Annotated in this window: 16 protein-coding genes; 3 read left to right on the forward strand and 13 right to left on the reverse strand. The window is 39.5% G+C overall.

All coding sequences use genetic code 11. The features are described from left to right. Positions 1-153: 153 nt before the first annotated feature. Both MUN53_RS15920 and MUN53_RS15925 read right to left on the reverse strand, forming a co-directional pair. Complete coding sequence (locus MUN53_RS15920) at positions 154-1,584, reverse strand: sulfatase family protein (RefSeq protein WP_243326437.1); 1,431 nt, start codon at positions 1,582-1,584, stop codon at positions 154-156. A gap of 33 nt (positions 1,585-1,617) precedes the next feature. Beyond that, positions 1,618-2,157, reverse strand: coding sequence for a beta-class carbonic anhydrase (locus tag MUN53_RS15925; protein WP_022455884.1), 540 nt, complete (start codon positions 2,155-2,157; stop codon positions 1,618-1,620). A gap of 794 nt (positions 2,158-2,951) precedes the next feature. Between MUN53_RS15925 and MUN53_RS15930 the strand changes: the two genes are divergently transcribed. Next, complete coding sequence (locus MUN53_RS15930) at positions 2,952-5,723, forward strand: family 78 glycoside hydrolase catalytic domain (RefSeq protein ID WP_243326438.1); 2,772 nt, start codon at positions 2,952-2,954, stop codon at positions 5,721-5,723. Here MUN53_RS15930 and MUN53_RS15935 read toward each other — a convergent pair whose 3' ends face one another. The 5 genes from MUN53_RS15935 to metF form a co-directional block, all read right to left on the reverse strand. Beyond that, positions 5,724-6,116, reverse strand: a complete 393-nt coding sequence (locus tag MUN53_RS15935; RefSeq protein WP_243326439.1) for an A1S_2505 family phage non-structural protein — start codon at positions 6,114-6,116, stop codon at positions 5,724-5,726. A 175-nt stretch (positions 6,117-6,291) separates the two neighbouring features. Next, positions 6,292-7,044, reverse strand: a complete 753-nt coding sequence (locus tag MUN53_RS15940) for a 3-keto-disaccharide hydrolase (RefSeq protein ID WP_022455880.1) — start codon at positions 7,042-7,044, stop codon at positions 6,292-6,294. A 131-nt stretch (positions 7,045-7,175) separates the two neighbouring features. After that, positions 7,176-9,188, reverse strand: a complete 2,013-nt coding sequence (locus MUN53_RS15945; RefSeq protein WP_243326440.1) for a tetratricopeptide repeat protein — start codon at positions 9,186-9,188, stop codon at positions 7,176-7,178. 38 nt (positions 9,189-9,226) lie between these two features. After that, positions 9,227-9,901: an SGNH/GDSL hydrolase family protein gene (locus MUN53_RS15950; protein ID WP_394803095.1), complete on the reverse strand. Its 675-nt coding sequence runs from the start codon at positions 9,899-9,901 to the stop codon at positions 9,227-9,229. A gap of 35 nt (positions 9,902-9,936) precedes the next feature. Next, the gene (gene metF, locus MUN53_RS15955; RefSeq protein ID WP_022455877.1) at positions 9,937-10,887 is read right to left on the reverse strand and encodes a methylenetetrahydrofolate reductase [NAD(P)H]; all 951 of its coding nucleotides are present in this window, start codon (positions 10,885-10,887) and stop codon (positions 9,937-9,939) included. A 161-nt stretch (positions 10,888-11,048) separates the two neighbouring features. Here metF and MUN53_RS15960 point away from each other — a divergent pair, with 161 nt between their 5' ends. After that, entirely contained in the window at positions 11,049-12,068 is a 1,020-nt protein-coding gene (locus tag MUN53_RS15960) for a branched-chain amino acid aminotransferase (RefSeq protein WP_243326441.1), read from the forward strand. 366 nt (positions 12,069-12,434) lie between these two features. Here MUN53_RS15960 and MUN53_RS15965 read toward each other — a convergent pair whose 3' ends face one another. From MUN53_RS15965 to MUN53_RS15990, 6 genes are all read right to left on the reverse strand, one after another. Further along, on the reverse strand, positions 12,435-14,540 hold the full coding sequence (locus MUN53_RS15965) for a DPP IV N-terminal domain-containing protein (protein ID WP_243326442.1): 2,106 nt from the start codon (positions 14,538-14,540) through the stop codon (positions 12,435-12,437). A 29-nt stretch (positions 14,541-14,569) separates the two neighbouring features. After that, positions 14,570-15,361 (reverse strand): SDR family NAD(P)-dependent oxidoreductase, encoded by a 792-nt coding sequence (locus tag MUN53_RS15970; protein ID WP_243326443.1) that lies wholly within the window; start codon positions 15,359-15,361, stop codon positions 14,570-14,572. Continuing rightward, positions 15,358-16,470 carry a hypothetical protein gene (locus MUN53_RS15975; RefSeq protein WP_243326444.1) on the reverse strand — a complete coding sequence of 371 codons (1,113 nt, stop codon included), beginning with the start codon at positions 16,468-16,470 and terminating at the stop codon, positions 15,358-15,360. The genes MUN53_RS15970 and MUN53_RS15975 overlap by 4 nt, the downstream gene beginning before the upstream one ends. 100 nt (positions 16,471-16,570) lie before the next feature. Then, complete coding sequence (locus MUN53_RS15980) at positions 16,571-17,935, reverse strand: DUF1735 domain-containing protein (RefSeq protein ID WP_243326445.1); 1,365 nt, start codon at positions 17,933-17,935, stop codon at positions 16,571-16,573. A gap of 26 nt (positions 17,936-17,961) precedes the next feature. Then, positions 17,962-19,815, reverse strand: coding sequence for a RagB/SusD family nutrient uptake outer membrane protein (locus MUN53_RS15985; protein WP_243326446.1), 1,854 nt, complete (start codon positions 19,813-19,815; stop codon positions 17,962-17,964). Between the two features lie 12 nt (positions 19,816-19,827). Continuing rightward, on the reverse strand, positions 19,828-22,929 hold the full coding sequence (locus MUN53_RS15990) for a SusC/RagA family TonB-linked outer membrane protein (RefSeq protein ID WP_243326447.1): 3,102 nt from the start codon (positions 22,927-22,929) through the stop codon (positions 19,828-19,830). A 635-nt stretch (positions 22,930-23,564) separates the two neighbouring features. Here MUN53_RS15990 and MUN53_RS15995 point away from each other — a divergent pair. Next, the gene (locus MUN53_RS15995; RefSeq protein ID WP_022457178.1) at positions 23,565-24,002 is read left to right on the forward strand and encodes an Hsp20/alpha crystallin family protein; all 438 of its coding nucleotides are present in this window, start codon (positions 23,565-23,567) and stop codon (positions 24,000-24,002) included. The last annotated feature ends 397 nt before the right edge of the window (positions 24,003-24,399 follow it).

Consider the following 24,399-nt stretch of genomic DNA (forward strand, 5'->3'; position numbering starts at 1 on the left):
CTAATATAGAAAATATTTCCATTACTTCTTTGATTTTTATTATTATCCCTTTGACTCTCTAAAGATAAATACTTTTTAAAAGGTCTGGAAGTTTGTAATGCGTCAGCCCTGCTACGAGAAACCAACGACAATCACCCGTCGATTACACTTCTCTTATAAATCTTTCCGTTCTTTTCCAGCTACCAATCCCGGTTCGCGCACCTCGGTTCCTTTGGCACGCGTCAGGTTATCGCCCAGTTCCTTACGCTTTTCGTCGGCGATCTTCATCAACTTGGCAGCCCGTTCTGGATACTGATGCAGCACATTGTAACGTTCTCCGGGATCACGTCGCAAATCATACAGTTCGCTGGCACGCAGTTCGACAGTTGCCAAGTTACCGGGTTTTCCGTCGTTGCCCGGAGCATAAGCTCCGTAGGTTACGTATTTATGCGGAAAGACCAGTTTAAATTCACCATCGGTTACCGCCTCCAAATCATTCCGATTATAATAATATACAAACGATTCCCGCGGATTGGCCTGTTCATCGCCTTCAATCAAAGGCAGGATACTAACACCATCAATCTTTCTGGGAGGTAACGGAGCTTCGGCAATCTCGGCAAAAGTAGGAAGCAAATCAATGTTGGAAGCCAACTTATTGCAAATCGTTCCGGCCTGCGTATGTCCTTTCCAATACATAATACAAGGAATCCGGTTTCCGCCGTCGAAGGTTGTAGCTTTTGCTTCCCGTAATCCGCCAGCCGAACCGGCATGATTTCCATAATTCGCCCACGGACCATTGTCGGAAGTAATCACAATCAGCGTCTGTTCTTCCAAACCCAGTTCCTTCACCGTCTTCCAGACTTCTCCGATACTCCAGTCTATTTCCATCATCACATCCCCGAAAAGTCCCTGCTCACTCTTACCTTTAAATTTGTCAGATACAGCCAACGGAACATGAGGCATACTATGTGCCAAGTAAAGGAAGAAAGGCTTATTCTTGTTTTTCCGGATAAACTGAATGGAACGCGTCGTATAATCAGTCGTAAAACAACTTTGATCCGTATTATAACCTACCTCCTCATTCCCGTCGTAGGTAGGAAGATCCGGGAAATTGAATATCTCGCCCTGCTGCGGATGAAACGGCCACATATCGTTCGAGTAAGGCAAACCGTAATATTCGTCAAAACCATTCTGTAACGGAAGGAAAGCATGCTGGCTTCCCAAATGCCATTTTCCAAAGATAGCCGTACTATAACCTTTCTGCTTCAAGACTTCACCCAAAGTCATTTCATCCGGATGAATCCCATAATTTGAATCAGGACCGGGAGCACCGGAAAAGCCAATACGATTCGGATAGCAACCCGTCAGCAATCCGGCTCGCGAAGCTCCACTGATAGGCTGGGCAGCCAGGAAATGCGTAAAGCGGACTCCCTGCGCCGCCAATAAGTCGATTTGCGGTGTCTTGTAACCATAAGCACCGTTACAAGAAAAGTCGCCGTAACCAACATCATCCAGATTCACCAAAATAATATTCGTATAATCCGCTGCAAAAGTCGGAACCATTCCAACACTAAGCAACGTACCTAAAAGCCATTTCCTATTCATGATATATAGATTTTACAAAAGATTTTACTTCGATTATAACTGAGTCAATTCACCCGTAACGGAATTCATAATAAAACCGCGCACTACTATGTCGGAAGGAATCAACGGATGATGCTGTACCAGCTCAACAGATTCGTGAACAGCCTTCTCGGTATCGTCGAAACCGCTCAACCACGATTCGAAATCGATCCCGCAATAACGCATCATATCAATATGATCTTTCGAAATACCACGTTCCATCATGTGATGAATCATCATGTCACTGTCCATATGCTGAACACCGCAATCTGTATGACCGATAATCATAATTTCAGTCACACCCAATTCATAAATCGCTACCAGCAAACTACGGATTACACTATCGAAAGGCTGAGAAATTGTTCCGCCTGCATTTTTGATGATCTTCACATCACCATTCTTCAAGCCCAAAGCTGCAGGCAAAAGTTCCGTCAACCGTGTGTCCATACACGAAACAATGGCTATTTTCTTATCCGGATATTTATTGGTTATATACTTCTCATACCCTTTGCGTTCAACAAATTCCCGATTATACTTCAAAATATCTTCTAACATGGATTTTTCGTCTGTTTGATTCAACAATATAAATGAGGTAAAAAAGCGTTCAAATTTACAGAGATTTTACTTGGCTTGTTTCTCTTTTATACTAAAACATTTTAATAAGCCTATTTTTTGCCTTATATCAAGAAAAACTTTTTACACTAAAAAAAACGCGAAACACATATACAACATATCAAATTAGACAGTACTTTTGTGTCGTAAAACATAACCGTTAAGCACAAAGAAGAAGTTAGAAAAGGTTCTTTCATAACAACAATGAAGCGTCATTGTTAAGAAAACAAGTTCGGATTACTTTAGTACACTAAAGAAATTCAGAACTTTGTAAATGGCAAAAGAATGTTTAGGTAAACGAGAGAAAGAAGATTCGAATAAGGTTTTTAAGAGGTAGGTTTTCGATTTTAGATTGGTTGATTCGTTGATGTATTTTTTAGGTTTTTATTTTGACAGAATCTTCTTTAGAAACGTCAAAAGGTTGATTTAAAAGTAAAAGTATGAAAAGGTTGGTTTCTAAATGGATGAAACTCTCTTCCAATTGCTTGACTTTGATCGGTAAATTGGAACTGATGAAATGGGGATATGGTAATTATTAATCATATCCCTTTTTTGTTATATATTGTCTTGCTCTCTTGATTTAAGTTTTCCTATCTTTTTGATCCATACATCCCGATAAAGGAAATATATTAACAACACCCTAACTTCCATTTTTGATAAATCTTCTATCAAATTTATAAAGTCGGATTGTCTTATTTTCCATTTCTTTGTATAGAATCACCTAACAACATACTCAAATGAAAAAATTTTCTCTGCTTATCAGTTGGCTGCTTTATGCGTGTATCTGCCAGGCAGCTTCATTAAAAGTGTTCCATCTGACATGCGAACATATTCAAAATCCATTGGGAATCGACCAGCAACAACCTTTGTTAAGCTGGAAGTTGGAGTCAGACGAACGAAATCAATACCAGTCTGCTTATGAGATTCTGGTTTCGACCGACCTGGAAAAGCTGGAAAAAGGGAAAGCTGATGTCTGGAACAGTGGACGGATAAAAAGTGATGAAACCTTATTGATTCCCTATGCCGGGAAAAAACTGAAATCATTTACCCGTTACTATTGGAAAGTAAGGGTTTATAACCAACAAGGAGAAGCATCCGATTGGAGCGAAACGGCCTGGTGGGAAACAGCCATGTTAAAAGCCGACGATTGGAAAGCATCGTGGATCTATGATGGGAGTCAGGCTCCTTCTGATCCGAATGACTTCTATAAAGACAATCCGGCTCCCCTATTCCGGAAAACTTTCCAGGCCCAAGAAGGTATTCAATCAGCTCGCTTGTACATAGCCGGTATCGGATATTATGAAGCTAGCCTGAACGGTCAACGAATCGGTGACAGAAGACTTGATCCCGGATGGACGAATTATGACAAAGAAATCCTATACAGTACGTATGATATTACCGAGATGCTCCAAACCGGTAAGAATTGTCTGGGCGTCGTTTTAGGTAATGGCTTTTATAATCCGATTCCTATGCCAATATTCAAAAACCTGCGAGAATACTTGACCATCGGACAACCTTGTTTGAAAGCCCAACTATTGATCACTTACGAAAACGGGAAACAAGAATGGATTTATTCGGATTCCAGCTGGACCTTCGCCGATAGTCCTATTCTACGTAATAATGTCTATCTGGGAGAAAAATATGATGCCCGCAAAGAAATCAAAGATTGGGACAAACCAACGTTTAATGCTTCATCTTGGAAACAAGCGATTCCAGTTCCAACGCCTCCGCAAGGAAAACTGACCGCTCAAATGCAACCACCCATACGTATCCGTGAAATAATTCGTCCAACGCGTATGACGGAAACACGACAAGGTGAATTTGTCTTCGACCTTGGGCAAAATATGGCAGGCGTTGCCCGTATTAAAGTAAAAGGACCGAAAGGAACACGTATTACCATCCGTTACGGAGAAGATGTCTATTCAGACGGAAGCCTCAACGTGATGACATCCGTTGCCGGCCAACATAAAACCGTTTGGAATGCGAAACAGGAATCAGCAGGAGCTCCACCAACAGCATGGCAGGAAGATACCTATATATTAAAAGGTGAAGGAGAGGAAATCTGGATGCCTCAATTCACATTCCATGGATTCCGATACATCGAAGTCACAGGTTGGCCGGGCAGACCTACATTAGATAATATTGAAGGAATCCGATTAAGTGCAGACCTGAAAGTCACGGGAGAGTTTTCATCTTCAAACGAATTGCTCAATCGTTTACACCGCGTTTTGGATTATACATTTCTCAGTAATGTATTCAGTGTAGAATCGGATTGTCCGGCTCGTGAAAAGTTTGGATACGGAGGTGACATTGTAGGTGTTTCACGTACTTTCTGTTATTTCTATGACATGCATAATTTCTATGCCAAAGCAATCCGGGACTTTGCCAACGATCAGCGTCCTTTAGGCGGATTTACAGAAACAGCACCTTATAATGGGATAGCCGATCAAGGTTTGGGAGATGGTTCGGGTCCGATTGGTTGGCAATTGGCATTTGCATTCCTGCAAAAACAGCTTTACGAATATTATGGTGATAAACGAATTATTGAGAATTATTATCCTCAACTCAAAAAGCAAGTGGATTTCCTTGCCACAAAAGCGGAGGATTATATGATTGACCGCTGCATTAACGACCACGAAAGTCTGGACCAACGTATTCCAGCGTTATTTGCTACTGCGCACTTTTATCATCATGTCCTTTTGATAACGGAATTTGCCCAACTCACAAACCGGAAGGCTGATCAGCAACAATATGAATCACTCGCTCAAAAAATCAAAGCGGCATTCATCCAAAAGTTTGTTCAAACCAGTACAGGAAAGATTGGTAACGGAACACCTGCAGAACAAGCCTTCGGTTTATACTACGGACTTATTCCTGAAGAGATAAAAACAAAAGTAATCCAACAATTAGTTCAGGCGATTTCCGACCGGAACAACCACATTACCTCAGGTATTTTCGGTACCCCAATCGTACTTACCATCTTAAGTGATCTGAACTTAAATGACATCGCCTATCAGATGGCTACACAAACAGATTTTCCAGGCTGGGGTCATATGTTATCTTCAGGCGCAACAACCTTATGGGAAACATGGAAATATTCAGACAATGTCTTTTCCCATAATCACCCGATGTTCGGTAGTGTCGGAGAATGGATGTATCAATCGCTGGCAGGAATCAAAGCCTTGTCACCCGGATTTAAACAAATATGTATCCATCCTCAGGCGAGCGGCGATCTACAATGGGTAAATAGTAGCTATGAATCATCACGCGGGAAAATCACCTGTCAATGGAAAAAGGAAAATGGAATCTATACGCTTCAAATACATATTCCAGCCAATACGAAAGCTCAGGTGTTCATTCCCAATAAATCTCAATTAATAAAAGAAAGCGGGGAAAGTATCGCTTCCTCTTCCCTCATACAAATCATACGGGAAGAATCGGACCACTGTTGGCTAGAAATTCCCTCCGGAAGCTATCAGTTCAGTTGTCCGATTCCACAAAAGGACTAATCAAGCATTCAAGATTTGCCAGAACCGTTCGGGAAGATAAATATTCCCGACGGGAATGGCGTCTTGAAACAAAGGAGCAATTTCTGCAGGTTTAAAACCAGCAATACCACAACCTATCTCAGTTACCAGAAAGATATATTCAGGATGAGCTTTGGCAAAAGCGATGAATTCATCTACATACGGACGAATCGCTTCTACTCCACCATGCATTGTTGGAATACCATAAGTCTGACCTTGCAAGCCTGCACCTTGTCCCCAAACAGCGCCCCACTTCCGATATGCCAACAAAGCGGCACCACCGCCGTGTTGTCCTTCCAGATTACTGCCAAATACAAAGATTTCATTCGGTTTCAGTTCCTGAATCCAATTACTTGTTATGCGTTGAGTATCCATATATTTACGTTTATAAGTTTTGAGTTTCCACACTTTTAGCTTCATCCATGACTGTCTAGGATCAAACTCCCAGTAACAAAAAAGTATGTTACAAATATAGCCATTCAAGGCATACCATTTGTAACATACTCTGAAAAAGATTCAACAGTCGTACCTGACGACTGCCTTATCTGATTTATAAATTACGAATCCAAATATTCCGATAAGCAACAGGAACACCATGATCTTGCAACAAGAGAGGCAAACGTCCGTGAGGTTTGTACGTCGGAAAACCAATATACGGTGTATTTCCTTTCAGAATATAATTATTCTGAATCAGAATACCGTTCAACACCACTGTAACCATAGCCGGAGATTCCATCTTTCCATCTGTTCCAAAACGAGGAGCTTTCCAATAGATATCATATACCTGCCACTTTTCGGTTCCAGTAAATGCATTGGCAGCCGGAGCCTGCTGTTTATAAATACTTCCAACCATACCATTTACGTATGTTGGGTTATCTTCTCCATCCAGCACTTGTACTTCATATATACTCTGCAAGAAAATACCACTGTTACCTTTCATCTGTAAAGTATTATTTGGACCTGGTTTTGGAGTTTTAAATTCAATATGCAATTGGCAATCGCCAAAATATTCTTTAGTCTGAATTGTTCCGGTTCCAGGAACGACAACCATGGCACCATCCTCTACTTTCCATTTGGCATCCACTTTCTTTCCATCTTCCAATGAAACCCATTTAGACAAATCTTTTCCATCAAACAAAACGATGGCATCTGATGGCGGATTACCAGGTTTGTCTCCAGGTTGAACTTTAGGAGGCTGCGGAGAATACCATTCTGTACATTCCGGAGCGACATGTCCTCCTTCTTGTGCGCTTACACTGGTAAAAGCACACACCAAACTGATTAACATAAGTACTTTTTTCATACAATAAAATATTTAGTTAGCAATAAATTAAATAATAAACTCTGTTTTTATAAGGCATTTTCCATTGAATCTGATAACAAAATAATACAAAACTTTCGAAACAGCCAAATATTTTCTACATGATTGGCTCTTTACTTTTTCTTCTTTTTCCCCTTCAAGCGTAATTTCTCTGCTAAAAGAGAATGTCTTTCTGACATATCCTCATCGCCTGCCAAATGAAATAAATCAGCCAGATATTCATGTGTTGCAATATGTTCCGGCTTTACTTGAGAGGCTTTAATAAAATCAGCTAAAGCTTCTTCATAATTCCCCTGAAGATAAAATGTTTTTCCTCGGTTATAGCGAGCCTTGAATGACTGCGAATCCAAAGTTACCGCCTTATTAAAGCAGACCAATGCTTCATAGTTGTCACCCATATCGAATAATGTCACACCTTTCCGTACCCAGGCATCTACATAATTCGGATTCATCTTAAGAGCTTTGTCAAAACATCGGAGACCTGCTTCCAAATCATGAGCCTTGGTGACACATTCATTACCCATCAGATAATATTCATGAGCATATTCTTTCATGACGGTTCGCATCTCATGCAACTCTTCTTGTAAAGCTTTGATCTTCTCCCTTTGGTTCACTAACCGTTGAAGCTTCAGACGGATCAAACGCTGAACAGAAGGATTCTCCATTTCATTCCGTTTCTTGACAGCTGAAGCGAATGCACTGACAGCCTCTGCCATATTTCGCTTATCAAAGTTTTGGGAAGCTTTGACATAAAGCATTTCAGCCTCACTTTCTTGCAAGCTTTGCTCAATAAGTCGCCTATCGTTAAACTGACGGCTAAAATCAACAATCTCTTTTCTGATAAATATATTTCGTAAAACAATAGGAGACTTCAGTACCAAACCTTCCAATGAGGTACAACGGCTTAATGCCACATAGGTTTGTCCACCGGCAAAGACGCCACCACTTAAATCTACCACGACACGGCTAAAAGTCAACCCTTGGCTTTTATGTACCGTTATTGCCCAAGCCAAACGAATTGGAAGTTGTTCAAACGTACCAATAATTTCCTCTTCGATCCGTTTCTCTTCCTCATTATATTTATACTTACAATTCTCCCACGAAGAACGTTCTACCAAATATTCTTTCCCATTTTCCAACAGAACATATACATTACCATCTTCATCAATACCAGAGACCATGCCAATCGTTCCATTCACCCAACGCCGATCCCGATCATTTTCAATAAAAATCACCTGCGCCTGTTCTTTAATGGACAAATTCAAGGCAGTAGGCAATGAAGATTCAGGAAAATCACCATTGATCACTCCTTTCGAGACAAATTCTTCACCTGGTAATTCTTCCAATTTCCGTTCATTGATATAATCTACCTGATCCCGACGTGTCGCCAACGTGATATACATATCTTCGTTCTTCGGCTCAAATTGAGGGAAGCAACGTCCATTCAATACATTCAAATCCGGCTGTCTGACTACATTCGTACGAATCTTATCCAGGATATCAATGAATACAGGATCTCTTTGACGATAAACCTTTTGTAATTCAATCGGGACTAAATGAATTTCCTGAAATACACGTGCCGAAAAGAAAAAAGGATTCGGATAGAAAAGATTTAAGATTTCCCGCTGATCAGACGGAACAACAGGCTCTAACTGGAAAACATCTCCGACAAAAAGCAATTGTTTTCCACCAAAAGGTAAACGCATATTACCCGAATAAACCCGCAGAATCCGATCGACACAATCAATGATATCTGCTCTTACCATCGAAATCTCATCGATGATTACCAAATCAACCTCTTCAAGAATCTTCCGACGTTCCTTATTATATTTAAAGAAGTCAAAGATACGCCCATTCTTCAAACTCAAGTCTGGATCATCAGGAAGCATAGGACGAAAAGGCAATTTAAAGAACGAATGCAAAGTCATCCCTCCGGCATTGATGGCAGCAATTCCGGTTGGAGCCAGCACTACGTACTTTTTCTTTGTGTGCTGACAAATATATTTCAGGAAAGTAGATTTACCCGTCCCTGCCTTTCCAGTTAAGAAAACAGACTGACGGGTAAAAGAAATCAATTGAAGTGCTTCCTGAAATTCTTTATTGTTTGTGTCGATTGTAAACTCCACGCGATTCTATTTTGAGCAGGCCAAGAATGAGCAACGCTTTATTTCACTACTTTCTGTAAAGCCTCTTGCACCAGTTTTTCCATCACTTTGTAACCTTCCAGAGTTGGATGCACACCGTCTTTCGAATACTTTTCCGGTAAACCATCTCGTTCATCCTTCATCGCAGAATGATAATCAACATAAAGAATATCATGAGCATCAGCATAAGCTTTCACTTTCTTATTAAAAGCTTTAATATCCTCTGCAGGTTTCAACTCAGGCCTCCAACCAAATTGATAAGCCGGCAACGTAGAACATAATATCACCTTGATACCATTGGCTTGTGCCAACTGAACCATGGAAACCACATTATCAAATGTTTGTTCTGGAGTCACGGCATAATCATTATGGGCCAAGTCATTGGTTCCTGCCAGGATAACAACAGCCTGAGGTTTCAGATTAATCACATCTTGACGAAAACGCATCAACATTTGAGCAGAAACTTGTCCACCAATTCCACGTCCTACATATCCATTCTTAGTAAAGAAGTCCGGATCAGCAGCAGGCCAACCATCTGTTATCGAATTACCCATAAAGACTGCTTTTACAGGTTGCTGAACAGCAGCATTAGCCTCTTTATATCTTCCGAAATTAGCCCAATCTTTCAAAGGTTCTTGAGCAACTACTTGCATAAAGCCTGCCAAACACAAGGCAGCAATAAATAGATGTTTCATGATGTTATGTTTTAAAGAAAACTTTGTCAACTGATTTAATATATCTCTTTGGCTACCCGACGTACACTTTCAGAAGCCATCATGGTATAGAAATGCAAACTGGGAACACCATGTGCAATCAAATCCTTGCACTGTTGGATACACCATTCTACACCAACTTCCTTAGCCTCATCATCTGTTTTACATTTACGTAATTCGGCAGCAAAAGGTTCCGGAATATCAGAACGGAACACACGTGGTAACACCGTCAGCTGATTGCGAAATACAATAGGTTTGATCCCTGGAATAATTGGTACGTTTATGCCTTCTTTCCGACAACGATCCTCAAAAGCATAGAACTTTTCGTTATCGAAGAACATCTGAGTTACCAAATAACTGGCTCCGTTCTTCACTTTTTCCTTCAAATAATAAATGTCGGAATCCATATTAGGTGCTTCCTCATGCTTTTCCGGATAACAAGCCATGCCATACGAAAATGGTGTATCAATACCTTCGATACGCGAACCATCTAATGCAATTCCTTCATTAAAACGATTCACCTGCTGCTGCAAATCGGTTGCATGCTCATGATATTGTTCCGGATGTTGTTCTACTTCGAGTGTCTTGATATCACCACGCAAAAGCAACAGATTATGTACACCCAAGAAATTTAAATCAATCAAGGCATACTCAGTTTCATCCTTTGTGAAACCCTTACAAATAATGTGAGGTACTGCCGGAATACCGTATTTATTCTGAATAGCTGAAGCAATAGCTACCGAACCCGGACGTTTCCGGATATTCACTTTACGCAAACTTCCGTCGGGCTGGGGTTTATAAATGTATTCGCTATGATGTGATGTTATATTAATGTACTTCGGGTCAAACTCACGAAGCTTATCAATAACTTGGTACACCTTTTGGATACTGTTCCCTTTCAGCGGAGGCAGAATCTCGAAGGTAAATGCTGTTCCTTGATGACTATTAATCAAATCTACTACGTTCATCTTCTCTTTTTTTTCACAAAAATACGAATTTGTATCCGTTTTCAGTCACATCGTAAAACAAATTCCTATAAAATGCCCAAAGACTTAAAAAACGTAAGCGAAAAAGAACAATTTATACTATTTAATAATACCTTTGCAACAAAATCAAATACTAAGAAATCATGGAAAATTTAAATTGGTCTGAATTGGGATTCGGCTATATCAAAACGGATTACAATGTCAGATGTTATTATCGAGACGGAAAATGGGGAGAACTGGAAGTTTGTTCTTCTGAAATATTGAACATCCACATGGCAGCTACTTGTCTGCATTACGGACAAGAATCATTCGAAGGATTAAAGGCTTTCCGTGGAAAAGACGGAAAGATTCGTGTATTCCGTATGGATGAAAACGCAAAACGTATGCAATCTTCCAGCCGTGGTATCAAGATGGCTGAACTTCCGGTTGAAATGTTTGAAGAAGCAATCCGCAAAGTCGTAAAACTGAACGAACGTTTTGTTCCTCCCTACGAAAGTGGTGCAGCTTTGTATATTCGCCCGTTGATGTTGGGTTTGGGTGCACAAGTAGGTGTAAAACCGGCTCCTGAATATATGTTCGTTGTATTCGTTACTCCGGTTGGTCCTTACTTCAAAGGTGGATTCCAGCCGTCTAAGGTTTGTATATTGCGTGAATACGACCGCGCTGCTCCTAACGGAACAGGTACGATCAAAGTGGGCGGTAACTATGCTGCCAGCTTGGTAGCAGGCGAAATTGCACACTCAAAAGGATATGCGGCTGTGTTATATCTGGATCCGAAAGAAAAGAAATATCTCGATGAATGTGGTCCGGCTAATTTCTTCGGTGTTCGGGGAAACAGTTATATTACTCCGAAATCTCACTCAATCCTGCCTTCTATCACGAATAAAAGCTTACAACAGCTGGCAGCCGACATGGGCTTGACAGTAGAATGTCGTCCTGTTCCATTGGAAGAAATCGCTACATTCGACGAAGCTGCTGAATGCGGTACTGCTGCCGTAATCGCTCCGATCTCACAAATTGACGACTTGGACGAGAATAAATCGTATGTTATCGCTAAAGATGGCAAACCAGGTCCTGTTTGCGAAACCTTGTATCACAAATTGCGGGCCATCCAGTATGGTGACGAACCGGACAACTACGGTTGGATTACCATCATTGAATAAGCTGATGTAAACAGTCAATATTCGGATTCATCCGAAATAAAAGCATTTATACGAAACAGAGGCACGAAGACGTTAAAACCTTCATGCCTCTGTTTTTGTATCCACCTGCAACGTTTGATGCCCCGTGCATCATTCATTTTCATTCCTTCTCTTTTCCGGAATACCCTCATAAACTTGCGGCAGCTGTTTTGATAGATCAAATCTACCCGTGCACACTTGCAGCTGATGATTTGATCCATCAAATCTGCTCACGCGACCTTGCAACGAGTGATTTGATGCACCAAATCTGCTCACGCGACCTTGCAACGGGTGATTTGATACACCAAATCTACTCACGCAAGCTCTTACCCGGTTTTCCGTTCTGGCTTATTCCCAAGCCGGAGGTTCGACGCCCATCAAGTTCTTGACGAAAAAGTCGTGCATCTTGTGCATTTCAAACGGACCGCCCAGGCTATGTGTCTTACCCGGCAAGTAGAGCTGATCAAAGTTCTTGTTTGCCTTCATCAACTCGCTTACCACCTGTAATGTAGAAGCCGGATCAACATTATCATCCAGTTCGCCATTGATCAACAGGAGTTTTCCTTTCAAGCGCCAAGCATTGTCCACATTCGATGAAGCACTATAGGATTCGTCGATCGGATAACCCATCCATTGTTCATTCCACCATACTTTATCCATCCGGTTGTCATGACAACCGCACAAAGCAACCGCCACTTTATAGAAATCATTATGGAACAGTAAGGCAGCCATTGCATTCTGCCCACCGGCCGACCAACCATAAATACCAACACGATTGATATCCATATACGGATATTTGGCTGCAGCCGCTTTAATCCAAGCTATACGGTCCGGGAAACCGGCATCTTTTAGATTCTTCCAGCAGACATCATGGAAGGCTTTCGAGCGGTTGGCTGTACCCATTCCGTCAATCTTGACAACAATAAATCCCAGTTCAGCCAATCGGGAACAAAGATGATCAGTTGCCCGGAAGTATTTCTCGACATGCGAATCATGCGGTCCGGCATAAATCATCTCGACAATCGGATACGAACGGGAAGCATCGAAGGTAGAAGGACGAATGATCTTTCCCCAAATATCCGTCTTGCCATCGCGGCCTTTGGCATGGAAAACTTCCGGCAACTGCCAGCCGTATTCAACCAAGGCACTTACATCACTCTTTTCCAACGAAGCCACAACAGAACCATCCGATGTCTTGCGCAATACCGAAACATAAGGCATATCAGCCCGTGAATACGCATCTACCATATATTGATGATCAGCCGACAAAGTCACTTCGTGGTTGGCAGGCTCCGGAGTCAGGTCTTTAAAGCCGGTGCCATCCAGATTGATCCGGCAAAGGTGTAAATGATATGGATCTTCTTCCTGATTAAAACCTGAAGCCCGGAAATAAATAACACCGGCTTCTTCATCGATATATTCTACATTCCGAACCACCCATTCACCTTTCGTTACCTGACGGATGATCTTTCCATCGTTACCAAACAGATAGAGATGACGCCAGCCGTCGCGTTCCGAAATCCAAAGCATTTGCTTCCCATCCTGCAAATCATAACGGAAACGATTGTTATAATAGAAGAAAGTAGGAACCTGTTCATCTACCAAATGGGTAATCTTTCCATCCGATGCATTCACTTCCCCTACAATATACCGTTGGTGGCCACGCTGATTAAATTCGAATGTAAATGCCCGGCTATCACTTCGCCAACCGGTCAGATACAAATCAAATTGATTCTCATACAACGAAGTTTCTAAAGGGATCTGCTTCTTGGCTTCCCAATCGAACAAGACAGGGACAGAAACTGGCAGAACATCTCCCGGCTTGGCATAATTCCGCCATTGCAAGATGGGCTGCAATTGGGTAGATGGACGGGATTCCAACAACGGGATACGCCGTTCTTCCACTTCACGAGTCTTGACAGTTGCAATCTTCTTCGAGTCGGGAGACCATAAAATACGGCTGCTGTAAGTAAAATTCCGGATACCGTCCATTGTCAAGGCTGTAACCTCTTCTTTATTCTTCCGACTACGTACGTAGAGATTATTGTCCTGAATATATGCCTCCCACAAACTATCGGGAGAAGCAACCGGTTTATCACTTTGTCGCCAATAATCCCACTGGGGCTTCACTTCTTCTTTCATCAGTTCATCCACCAATGACTTATGCTTTCCTTTCAGGAAAACGGACAGACCTTGCTTATCCGCTGCTTTACTCTTCTTGCCAGTTTCGGCATCTACCAAATAAAAGACCGTCCCGCTCTTTTCCCGATTCTGATACCAGAAGAAATGCGAATCACCCAGCCAATGAGGTTTGACTGCCGACGAATAAACCTGGTTTTCTAACTTCAAGATTGTATCGGCCCGCTGATAATCAGCTTTTGTCACTTGAGCCTTTCCTGCTGCCCATGGGAGCAAGAGTGACAAACAACATACATACAAAATTCGTTTATTCATACATGTTTTCCTATTAGATTTATTGAGATTCAAACCTTATCAAGTAATCGTTTTAATACCGGAATCTTCAGTACCGGCAACAAAACCCAAGCCGGAGCCAAGGCACACAAACCCACCGTCAGTTTCGTAAAGAATCCAGGCACACAGCGATGCTGTTTCCGAAACAAAGCCTTCAATGCTGTCGAAACTGTTTGCCGTGGTGTTTGCATCATTCCCAACTGACGAAACCATCTCCGCTTCCGATCATCCAACTGATATAATGGAGTATCCACGGCACCCGGAAACAGAACCGTTACGCCTACACCATATCTACGGAACTCATACCAGATCGACCGAGAGAAAGACTTCAGAAAAGCTTTGGTCGCCGCATAATGGGATATTGTCGGATAAGGCATCCAAGCCGTCGAAGAAGAAGTGATCAAGACATATCCTTTCCGCCGTTTCAACATGTCTTCCCCGAAAAGACGAATCAACTTGACAGGTGTCGTGCAATGCAAAGCGATAATCCGGTCAAGTCGTTCAAGCGAAGTCCGTTCCAAGGTAGAGAAAAGAAGCATACCGGCATTGCTGACCAATACTTCCACCTCCAATTCCCATGAAGTTACCTGTTGGTAAATATCCTCAGCAGCTTTAGGTAACGTCAGATCCATATTGATCACCCGAACATCCACATGATTTTGCCTACAAATCATTTCAGCAACCCGCCGATTCTCTTCCGGCTGATTACTAACTATCACAATACCATATTTCCGTTCCGCCAGTTGCCGGGCAAATTCTAAACCCATTCCCGACGATGCCCCTGTTACTACTGCGTATTTCATATTTCAATATCAAGCTGCACATGCTTCTCTCCATCTCTTAAATATGGTATCTGAACTTCATATACAGGTACAAACTCATAATATTTATCCTCTGAATATAAGATTTCCACTAAAACTACTCCATATCCATAATCTCCATTTAGCTCTGTATATAGAAGTTTTGGATCCAAAGAAATACAACCAGACTCATCTGTTGTATAAGAAGAAACAGGTTTATCTTCTACTGTATACGAATACATTTTAGAACCATACACATTAACTTTTACATCATTAATCGGCTGTTCTTTACTTGATATCTTTAAAGTCAATGTTTCAGGAAACGAAGGTTCTTCCAAGGGGAAAAAACCAGACTCACCTCTCACTAAATCTTTATTTCGATTAATCAGCAACTGAGCATATTCAGACCATGACTCTCCGCCCCAACAAAGATTCATAATACATTCTATCGGAGAAAAAGTCAAATTACAAACAGGATTAGTTTTTACTTCCATGGCATAAATATCAGGAACACCTCTAGCATGGCCCAATTCATGAGTTATAGCTTCCGATGTCTTATATTTACTTAAAATATCATAGACAGTTCCTCCATCAACTGTTCCGAGACCATTATCAAATAAACAAACAATTTCTTTCCCCCATCCTGTCCAATCTGAATGAATTCGCTCATCTTCATAATCTCCTATACAGCCATCTATAATTAAAAGATAAGGATAATCACCTCTATAGGTAACGCCTTCTTGAAAGACTTTCTCAGAAGAACAATCATATACAAATGATTCCTCAAAAATTGGATTAAACTTTATGTCTGCATCAAAAAAAGTAATGTCATTTTTTCCTCTATATAATGCAGCAACCTCATCAAAGCGTTCTTGTAATTTCTTTTTTACTATATCTACATCTGAAAAATATAATTTATAAGTAGCTCTATCCAGTACAACTTTTACATCAAAACTCCATACCTCTCTATCCGAAGGTGATATAGGTTCCTCCGTATCCGGTTCCTCTATCAATTCTTCAGTTTCCTTAGAACACGAAGTTACACAGATACATCCTATAAGACAACTCAAAATATATAAGAACTTGAATCTATTAAAAAGCATCTTGTTCATTTTGTTGTTAATTAATTACACACTTCTATATCTATTAAAAAATCACACGAATTTTCTTGAAATATTCGATCCAATTCGTGTGATTATAAAATAAGTAGTACTAATTTAAAGCCTGTTGATTACTATATGTTCGTTGGATATGGTAATCACCCCAGCTATATTTACCAGTATAATCCAGATATATTTCATTAGTCACAGGATCATAAGTACTCTTATTATCCGCTGTTGTCACCGGTTCCCAACCGGCACCTTCTCTTGCCCAACCAGCCAGAATTTCTACTACTTTCTTCCCATTGCCAGCATCTTGATCTGTAATCTTTATAATAGGAGAACATTGTTCAAACATGGTACCAGCCCATCCCGGACACAAAATAGCATCATTATCCGTTATATTATTGAATGCCGCAACAATCGTACTCTCTGTAAAATTTTCCAAAGCATCTATTCGAGAATATAAAGCCGTATTATATGTTGTTCCAGGAGTTGTTGACAATCCTGTCTCTCCAGCACCAATGGTATTATCCCAGCGCCCGGTCCATTTTGAAGCTTGTTTAATTCTAAAATAACAAACAGCCTCATCTTCTACAGGTACCTGATCATTTCCACTACTTACAAGCCGAACCGGGAGTAAATAATATTTACCTCCGTTTACAACGTCTAAAGCATCAACCGAAACTGTGATATTAAACTTTTTACTATCCTCTCCTGCACTCATAGACAGTTCAGGTATAGTATAACTTCCCTCTGGAAGCATTTCATAATCTGTCCCATATTTTTCATTGTAAGCAGCTAATAATGCAGCATCAACTTCCGATACAAAATTAAAATCAAATTCTGTATTTGCAAACGGTACATTTATTTCAATTGGCAATAACAATTTATTTTCACTCTCTCCTCCGAAAGGATCAAAAGAAAAATCAGTAACAGAACCTTTATTTACCAACTCTACACTCGGAACAATTAAGTCTATACTTAACAACAAATAATTCTTCGCTTCATTTACTTGAACCAATGAATTTTCCTGTGTTGCAATCTTTATAGGTATAATATAATTCCATTGTGGATTTTCAGTATGCAAATTCCGTATTTCATTCAAATCAATATGAATCGTATTCTTGGAAATTGTTTCTTCAGGATTCATATGTATCATATCAGAATCAAAAGAGTAAACAGAAGCCGGATAAGCCTTTGTATATTCAGTATCAAGTCCTGCACTTTCTAATATTGAAGTATCCGTTTCAAAATAGACGTCCACTTCCTGATCCAAATATCCACTTTTATTGACATAAACATCATAAGTTAGTTCACTCTCTCCAAAATCGAATGTAGAATAGGCAACTTCACCCGTTTTGGATAAATAAACTTTGGATTGTACTTGCTCTAGGTTCTCCTGATTTATACCATCATTTTCACAGGCAAAACTACTTATCAGAAGTAGCAAACAAAATATATTTTTAATTTTCATAACCATTCAATTTACGAGACAACTAATTACCATCCAGGATTTTGTTTTAATTTTAAGTTCTTCGTCATAGACGACTGCGGAATCGGTTGTAAATATTGTTTTTCTAAAAATACACGTGTTTCAAATACCGTTCTTTTATAATACTCAGCACGCATATTATTTAAAGAAGAAATATTTACGTTCATACCATATGTATTTCCATGATTCGTTTCAGTAGAAATCATCCATCTGTTACAGTCAAACCATCTTACATTTTCAAAGGCAAATTCAACCTGCCGTTCACGGCGAATCAAGAATGTTGCCAAATCCTTATCAGTTGTGACTGTTGGATAAACAGTTTCAATATTAGGTACTCCGGCACGTTTACGTACCATATTCCAATATGTTAAGGCATCTGCCGTTTCTCCCAATTCTATCTTAGCTTCAACATAATTCAATAGAATTTCTGCATATCGGAAATTAGGCCAACAACGTCTCCATTGTAACGCATAAGGATTTGTAACAGAAGAAGAAGGATGGGTAAATTTAGTTACCAAATAACCCGTTCTGTTATAATCTGAGTTCGAAGAACCTTCCGTTCCATACTTATTCAAATAGATAGGAGCATCCGTTGAAGTATTAGGCCAAACACCTTCGTTATAAGCCACACTTGCATAAAAGCGAGGTTCACGGTCTTTATACATATTATAGGCTTCTCCTGTATATCCGCTATTTGTTGTATTGAATGTAGGTACTGTAAATGTAGAAAAGCCCTCTTCTGTATATCCGCTTGTTTCATCTATAATCGGATTTCCGTTTCTCTGATAACCGGTTATAGGATACCGTCCATTACTCATGGCATATGCATCTACCTGCTGTTGCGTAACACAAGCCGTTGCATGTCCTTTGAATCTTTCGCCATTAGGTGCAGGAGTTAAATCAAGGTAATAAACATCATCTCCTAAATCTTTTGCATCAAGTAATTCTTTATTCCAGTTTTCCGTGAACACCTTTTTATAGGCAATGCCTTTTTTACACTCTTCTTCTGAATCACTCGTATAAAGTCCATAAGGTAATGTTCCGGATTCACACATATCTATAATTTCCTTAGCAGCATCAGCAGCAATACGCCACTTATTAGGATCGGCTTCTAACGAGAATAAAGGGGTTCCATCATCTTTCTTTACAGAAGCATAATAAGGATTTCCATTCATTAGTTTACTTGCCGAATAAAGTAATAACCTTGATCTATAAGCCAAAGCTGCAGCTTTTGTAGGTTTACCAGCATAAATTTCTTCTTGCTTGGCAGGTAAATCAGCAGCAACCTCCCGTAAACTTTCTGTAATCCAAGTAACACAATCTTCCCAAGAATCCCGTTCTCTATAAATAGTTTCATTTACATCTATAATCTCATCTTTAACCAAGATAATTGGACCATATAACATTGCCAGCCAATAATGACACATTATATTAACGTATCTGGCTTCTGCAGTCCATAAAGCAATTTCATCTTCCGACAATTCTGTACACTCACCAACATGCTGTCTAAAAACATTACTTTCTCGAATTCCTCTATATAACGGGGTCCAGAAATTCACAGCAGGAGATGCCGCAGAATGGGATCCATTTTGCATGACGGCATAAGCACGTACTGCACCCCATTCCGCCTCGTCACTTGCAGGAGTGAAAGGCCATCCATATGTACTATTTCTCTGTTCACAAAGATTATCCCACTGGCGAGGCAAATAACTTAATACATTCGCTAAATATTGTTCGGTTGAAGATCTTTTTTCAAAGACACCTTCTATGGTTTGCATATCATCTGGCTGCTTATCCAAATAATCATTACATGACAGAAGCCCCAAACAACATAATATACAGATATATAATTTTGATTTCATTGTTCTTATGCTTTAAAAATTAATATTCAATCCCAAATTTACAGTTCGCATCAAAGGATAACCACGACCATCTTGTGAACCTGTCTCCGGATCCCAATATTTAATATCCGGAGAAAATGTCAATAAGTTTTCTCCACTCAGAAATATTCGTAAAGAACGGAGTAAAAGTTTTTCCGTAACTGATTTCGGTAAGCTATATCCTATTTCTGCGTTTTTCAAACGAAGAAAAGCTCCACTTCGTTGCCACCAGGTAGAATTCTGGTAATTGCTACCATGCCAGCCTTCGCTATATAACAAAGGTAATTCGGCATCAAAATTCTGCTTTTCCGGATCAAAGAACTTTCCTTCCAAATCAGCCAAAAATGAAGTCTGACCGATATTAGGATAGTTGAACGGGAAATAAGCTCCTCCTAAGAAAAATGTCGTATTGGCAATACCCTGGAAAAACAAAGACAAATCAAATCCTTTATAATTAGCACTCAGACCAAAACCATAAACAATTTCAGGTATATCTGAATAGCCAATCGGAACCTCATCATTCGTATCAATGACACCATCTCCATTAATATCTTTATATTTGATATCTCCTGGTTTCAGATAAGAAACACCAAACTGAGAAGGACTATTATCGATTTCTTCCTGAGTACGGAACAAACCCAATGCAATCAGTCCATACTGCTGACCGTAACGCTGCCCATTTCTATTTCTATATTTATCAATATAATCAGGCTGATCATCATTTACCTGTATATTTCTTGCAAAAGTAAATGTTCCACGTGCGGAAAGATATAAATCACCGAACTGCTTGTCATATTCTAAGGTAGCATCAACTCCCTGATTTTTCATTTTACCGACATTAGACCACGGCATAGTTGTAACACCCACATAATCAGGTATTGATTTTCTCTGTACGAAAATACCATCTCGTTTTTCCCGGAAATAATCTACCTGAATACGGAATGAATTATATAACTGAGATTCTATACCGACATTCAATTTCGTAGATGTTTCCCAAGAAACATTTTCATTCGCATATTCACCTACAGCTATACCATTTACCCAAGTATTCGATGTACCCCAGTTGGTTCCGTTTGCACTGACAATCGTTGGTAAATAAACAAATCGACGACCTCCACCAATTTGGTCATTACCCGACTGACCCAATGAAGCTTTTAATTTCAACATCTCAATATTAGGAGTTTTATCTTTCATGAAACTTTCATTGGAGACAACCCAACCAATAGCCGCTGCCGGGAAAAAGCCAAAACGATGTCCTCTGGCAAAATTTTCAGATCCATTATAACCAAAATTACCTTCAATAAAGTAACGGTCATCATAAGAATATGTCAAACGTCCAGCTAATCCCTGGCTTCTATAAGGTAATGCACCAATCGCTGTTCCTGTTGCAATCTGATAATCTCTCTGATTATAAAGCAACAAACCTCCAACATTATGTTTTTCTTCAAATACACGATTATATGTAATATTACCTTCCAGATATAAAGCTCTTTCTCCATTGGCATATGAAGTATAACCTAAGGTATTAGAACCTAAATTACCTTCTTCATAAATTAGCTGACCATTGGCATCTCTGTTTTTCGCATACCAAGTATGTGGAGAACCATTTCGTAAAATTTGATTCCAGCTATTTGAGTCAAATGAAAATTTAATTGTCGCTTTTAAGCCTGGAGTTACCAACTCTGAAAAATCTTGTTCCAATGCCATAATAGCATTGATCTTTGTCCACCAGTTATCGTTATAACCACTCTGTGTTAATGTATTATATGGGTTACTGATACCACCAGGCATCTCAGCGTAGCGTCTCTTTCCAAATTCATCCAAATCGGGGTAATAGAGAGGTACTGTATTTGGCGATACACTAACTGCCTGACTAAATATATCACTAATACTAGAATATGGCTGGTGTTTCATTTCCAAAGCACCGTTGACATTCAATTTTAAAGTAGTAGTCCGGTGCAAACTCATATCTATGTTCGATATAAAATTGTAACGTTTATAATTGATTTCTGAATCCCATTCATGGCTAGGGTCTGAAATAAATAATCCATTCTCATTATAAAATGATCCAGAAACATAATATCTGGCAACCTTTCCTCCTCCTGTAACATTCAAATTTACACGTTGAGCGGTGGTATAATCCTTCATTAATTCATCCAACCAGTCTACAGACGGATATAAATAAGGATCTGACTGCGTTCTATATTTTTCTATTTCTTCTGCGGTATATAAAGGAGCGGCACCTCTTGAGGTTCTTGCGATATTATACATACTTGCCCAAGTCGCCGAATTAGCCAGTTTTGGAAGTTTTGTTGGAGCTAATATACCCGATTGGATTTTCACATTCACATTCGGTTGTCCTTCTTTTCCTCTACGAGTATTGACAATTATAACACCATTGGCACCTCTTACACCGTAAACGGCGGTAGCTGTTGCATCCTTCAATATAGAAAAAGACTCTATATCCTCAGGATCCAGCAAGTCTAAACTACGTTCAACTCCATCGACTAAAATTAAAGGATTCTTGTTTTCTCCAAATGTACTGATACCACGAACCCAGAAATTAGAACTTTGTCCAGGTTCACCACTACGCTGTACGGCAACAACTCCGGCCAAACGCCCGGCCAAACTATTACTAATCTGTCCTGTCGGAACTTTAATATCAGCTACATCAACTGTTGTAATAGCTCCAATTACACTCATTTTTCGCTGAGAGCCATAACCTACAACCACAGCCTCCTCCAACTCTACTACATCCGTATGTAAATTAAAATCTAAGATTTGTGGTCCCGTAATAACAGCTTTAGCTTCTTTATATCCTAGATAGGAAGCTACAACAGTATGTCTTCCTCCCGGATAAGGAATAGAATAATTTCCATCTAAATCTGTAATTGCACCAATCGTTGTACCCTCTAACATAACAGAAGCCCCAATTATCACCTCCCCAGTTGCAGCATCAGTCACTCGGCCTCTCAATTCTGTCTCCTTCTTTACTTGTGAAATTATTGGTGAAGTTTCTCCTATCACCGAATCTACCGCTACATTGCATAATAACACCATGCAACCAAAACGCATTAGCCACCTTGCTTTTTTCATGCTACTAGTATTAAAAATTAAACAATCTGTTAAGAATTAACAAATGCAATATTAAATAAAAATTCCATTTAGTTCAATCTTTTTATACACAATAATTGTTAAACAAACACATATTTTACAACAACATTTTCTGATATCAAGGAACAATCCTTTTCTTCAGTTGGTCTTCGCACGAAAACATACAATTAATAAGCTTACATACATATATATTTTTTAATTTGATATTTTATACAACATACCAACTTACAAATAAGTATTAACAACATAAATATTCCTTTTCTTTAAAATTCATTATTTTCATTCGATCCAAACCTCTTCAAAAGTTACCCACTTCGTCACACACATACTTTCACTTCTTCTGTAAAATTTAAGAGAAGCAAAATCAGAAATGACATATTGACCTTTTATGTTTTACAAAATGTCAGTATATGATCACAACAAAGTTTTCCAAAGTTTAAAATCATTCGAGGGACTTTTAAAAGAGTTTTCAGTGGTTTAAATATACGGTCTTCTTCCTGACAATTTTTCCTTCTGGCACATCCTTTGCAGAATCATAGGTGAATCGCGAAGCTGAAAAGCAGAGAGGTTCAGAAAAGAATTTGAATAATAAACATTTAATATAGGAGGTTACAACTATGACACCGATTAGAAAGTATAACAATCAGAATTGGATTCCGAGTATTTTCAATGATTTCTTTGATAATGACTGGATGGTAAAAGCCAATGCTACCGCTCCTGCTATCAATGTTATTGAAAGCGATAAGGATTACAAAGTAGAAGTGGCTGCTCCTGGTATGACCAAAGAGGATTTCAATATTCATTTGAGCGAAGATAACGAATTGGTTATCTCTATGGAAAAGAAGAATGAGACGAAAGAAGAAGACAAAGGAAACAAAAAGTACCTGCGTCGCGAATTCTCTTATTCAAAATTCCAGCAAGCTCTTATCCTGCCGGACGATGTAGAGAAAGATAAAATCAATGCAAACGTTACAGACGGTGTATTGACGATCGAATTGCCTAAACGTACTCCGGAAGAGAAAGCTAAAATCAACCGTGTAATTGAAATTCATTAAATCTTCTTATCTAATTCAAGAGGCTGTCTCGATAACGAGATGGCCTCTTTTTTTATGTTTCAATGAGTAATGAATATTCGGAGTCAACTTCTTTTATTTATAAAGAGATTTTAAGTCAACCAAACCCGTTACATGCCATAACTAAATTCGTTATATACTAATTTTTTATCGTTTCACCCGGGTGATACGATCGTCTCACTTAGGTGGTACGATCGTTCCACATGGGTGAAACGATCATTCCACAAGGGTGGAACGGTAAAAAATAAACGAGATTTGGAAATAACAGTGTCATTTAACGGATTTAGTTGACTTAAAATCTCTTTATAAATAAAAGGGGTTGACTCTAGTTTAACTTATTTATATACTGAGTTGACTCATATTTTTGTTAATCACTCAA

The sequence above is a fragment of the Parabacteroides faecalis genome, from assembly GCF_022809355.1.
In the GTDB taxonomy this organism is placed as follows: Bacteria; Bacteroidota; Bacteroidia; order Bacteroidales; family Tannerellaceae; genus Parabacteroides; species Parabacteroides faecalis.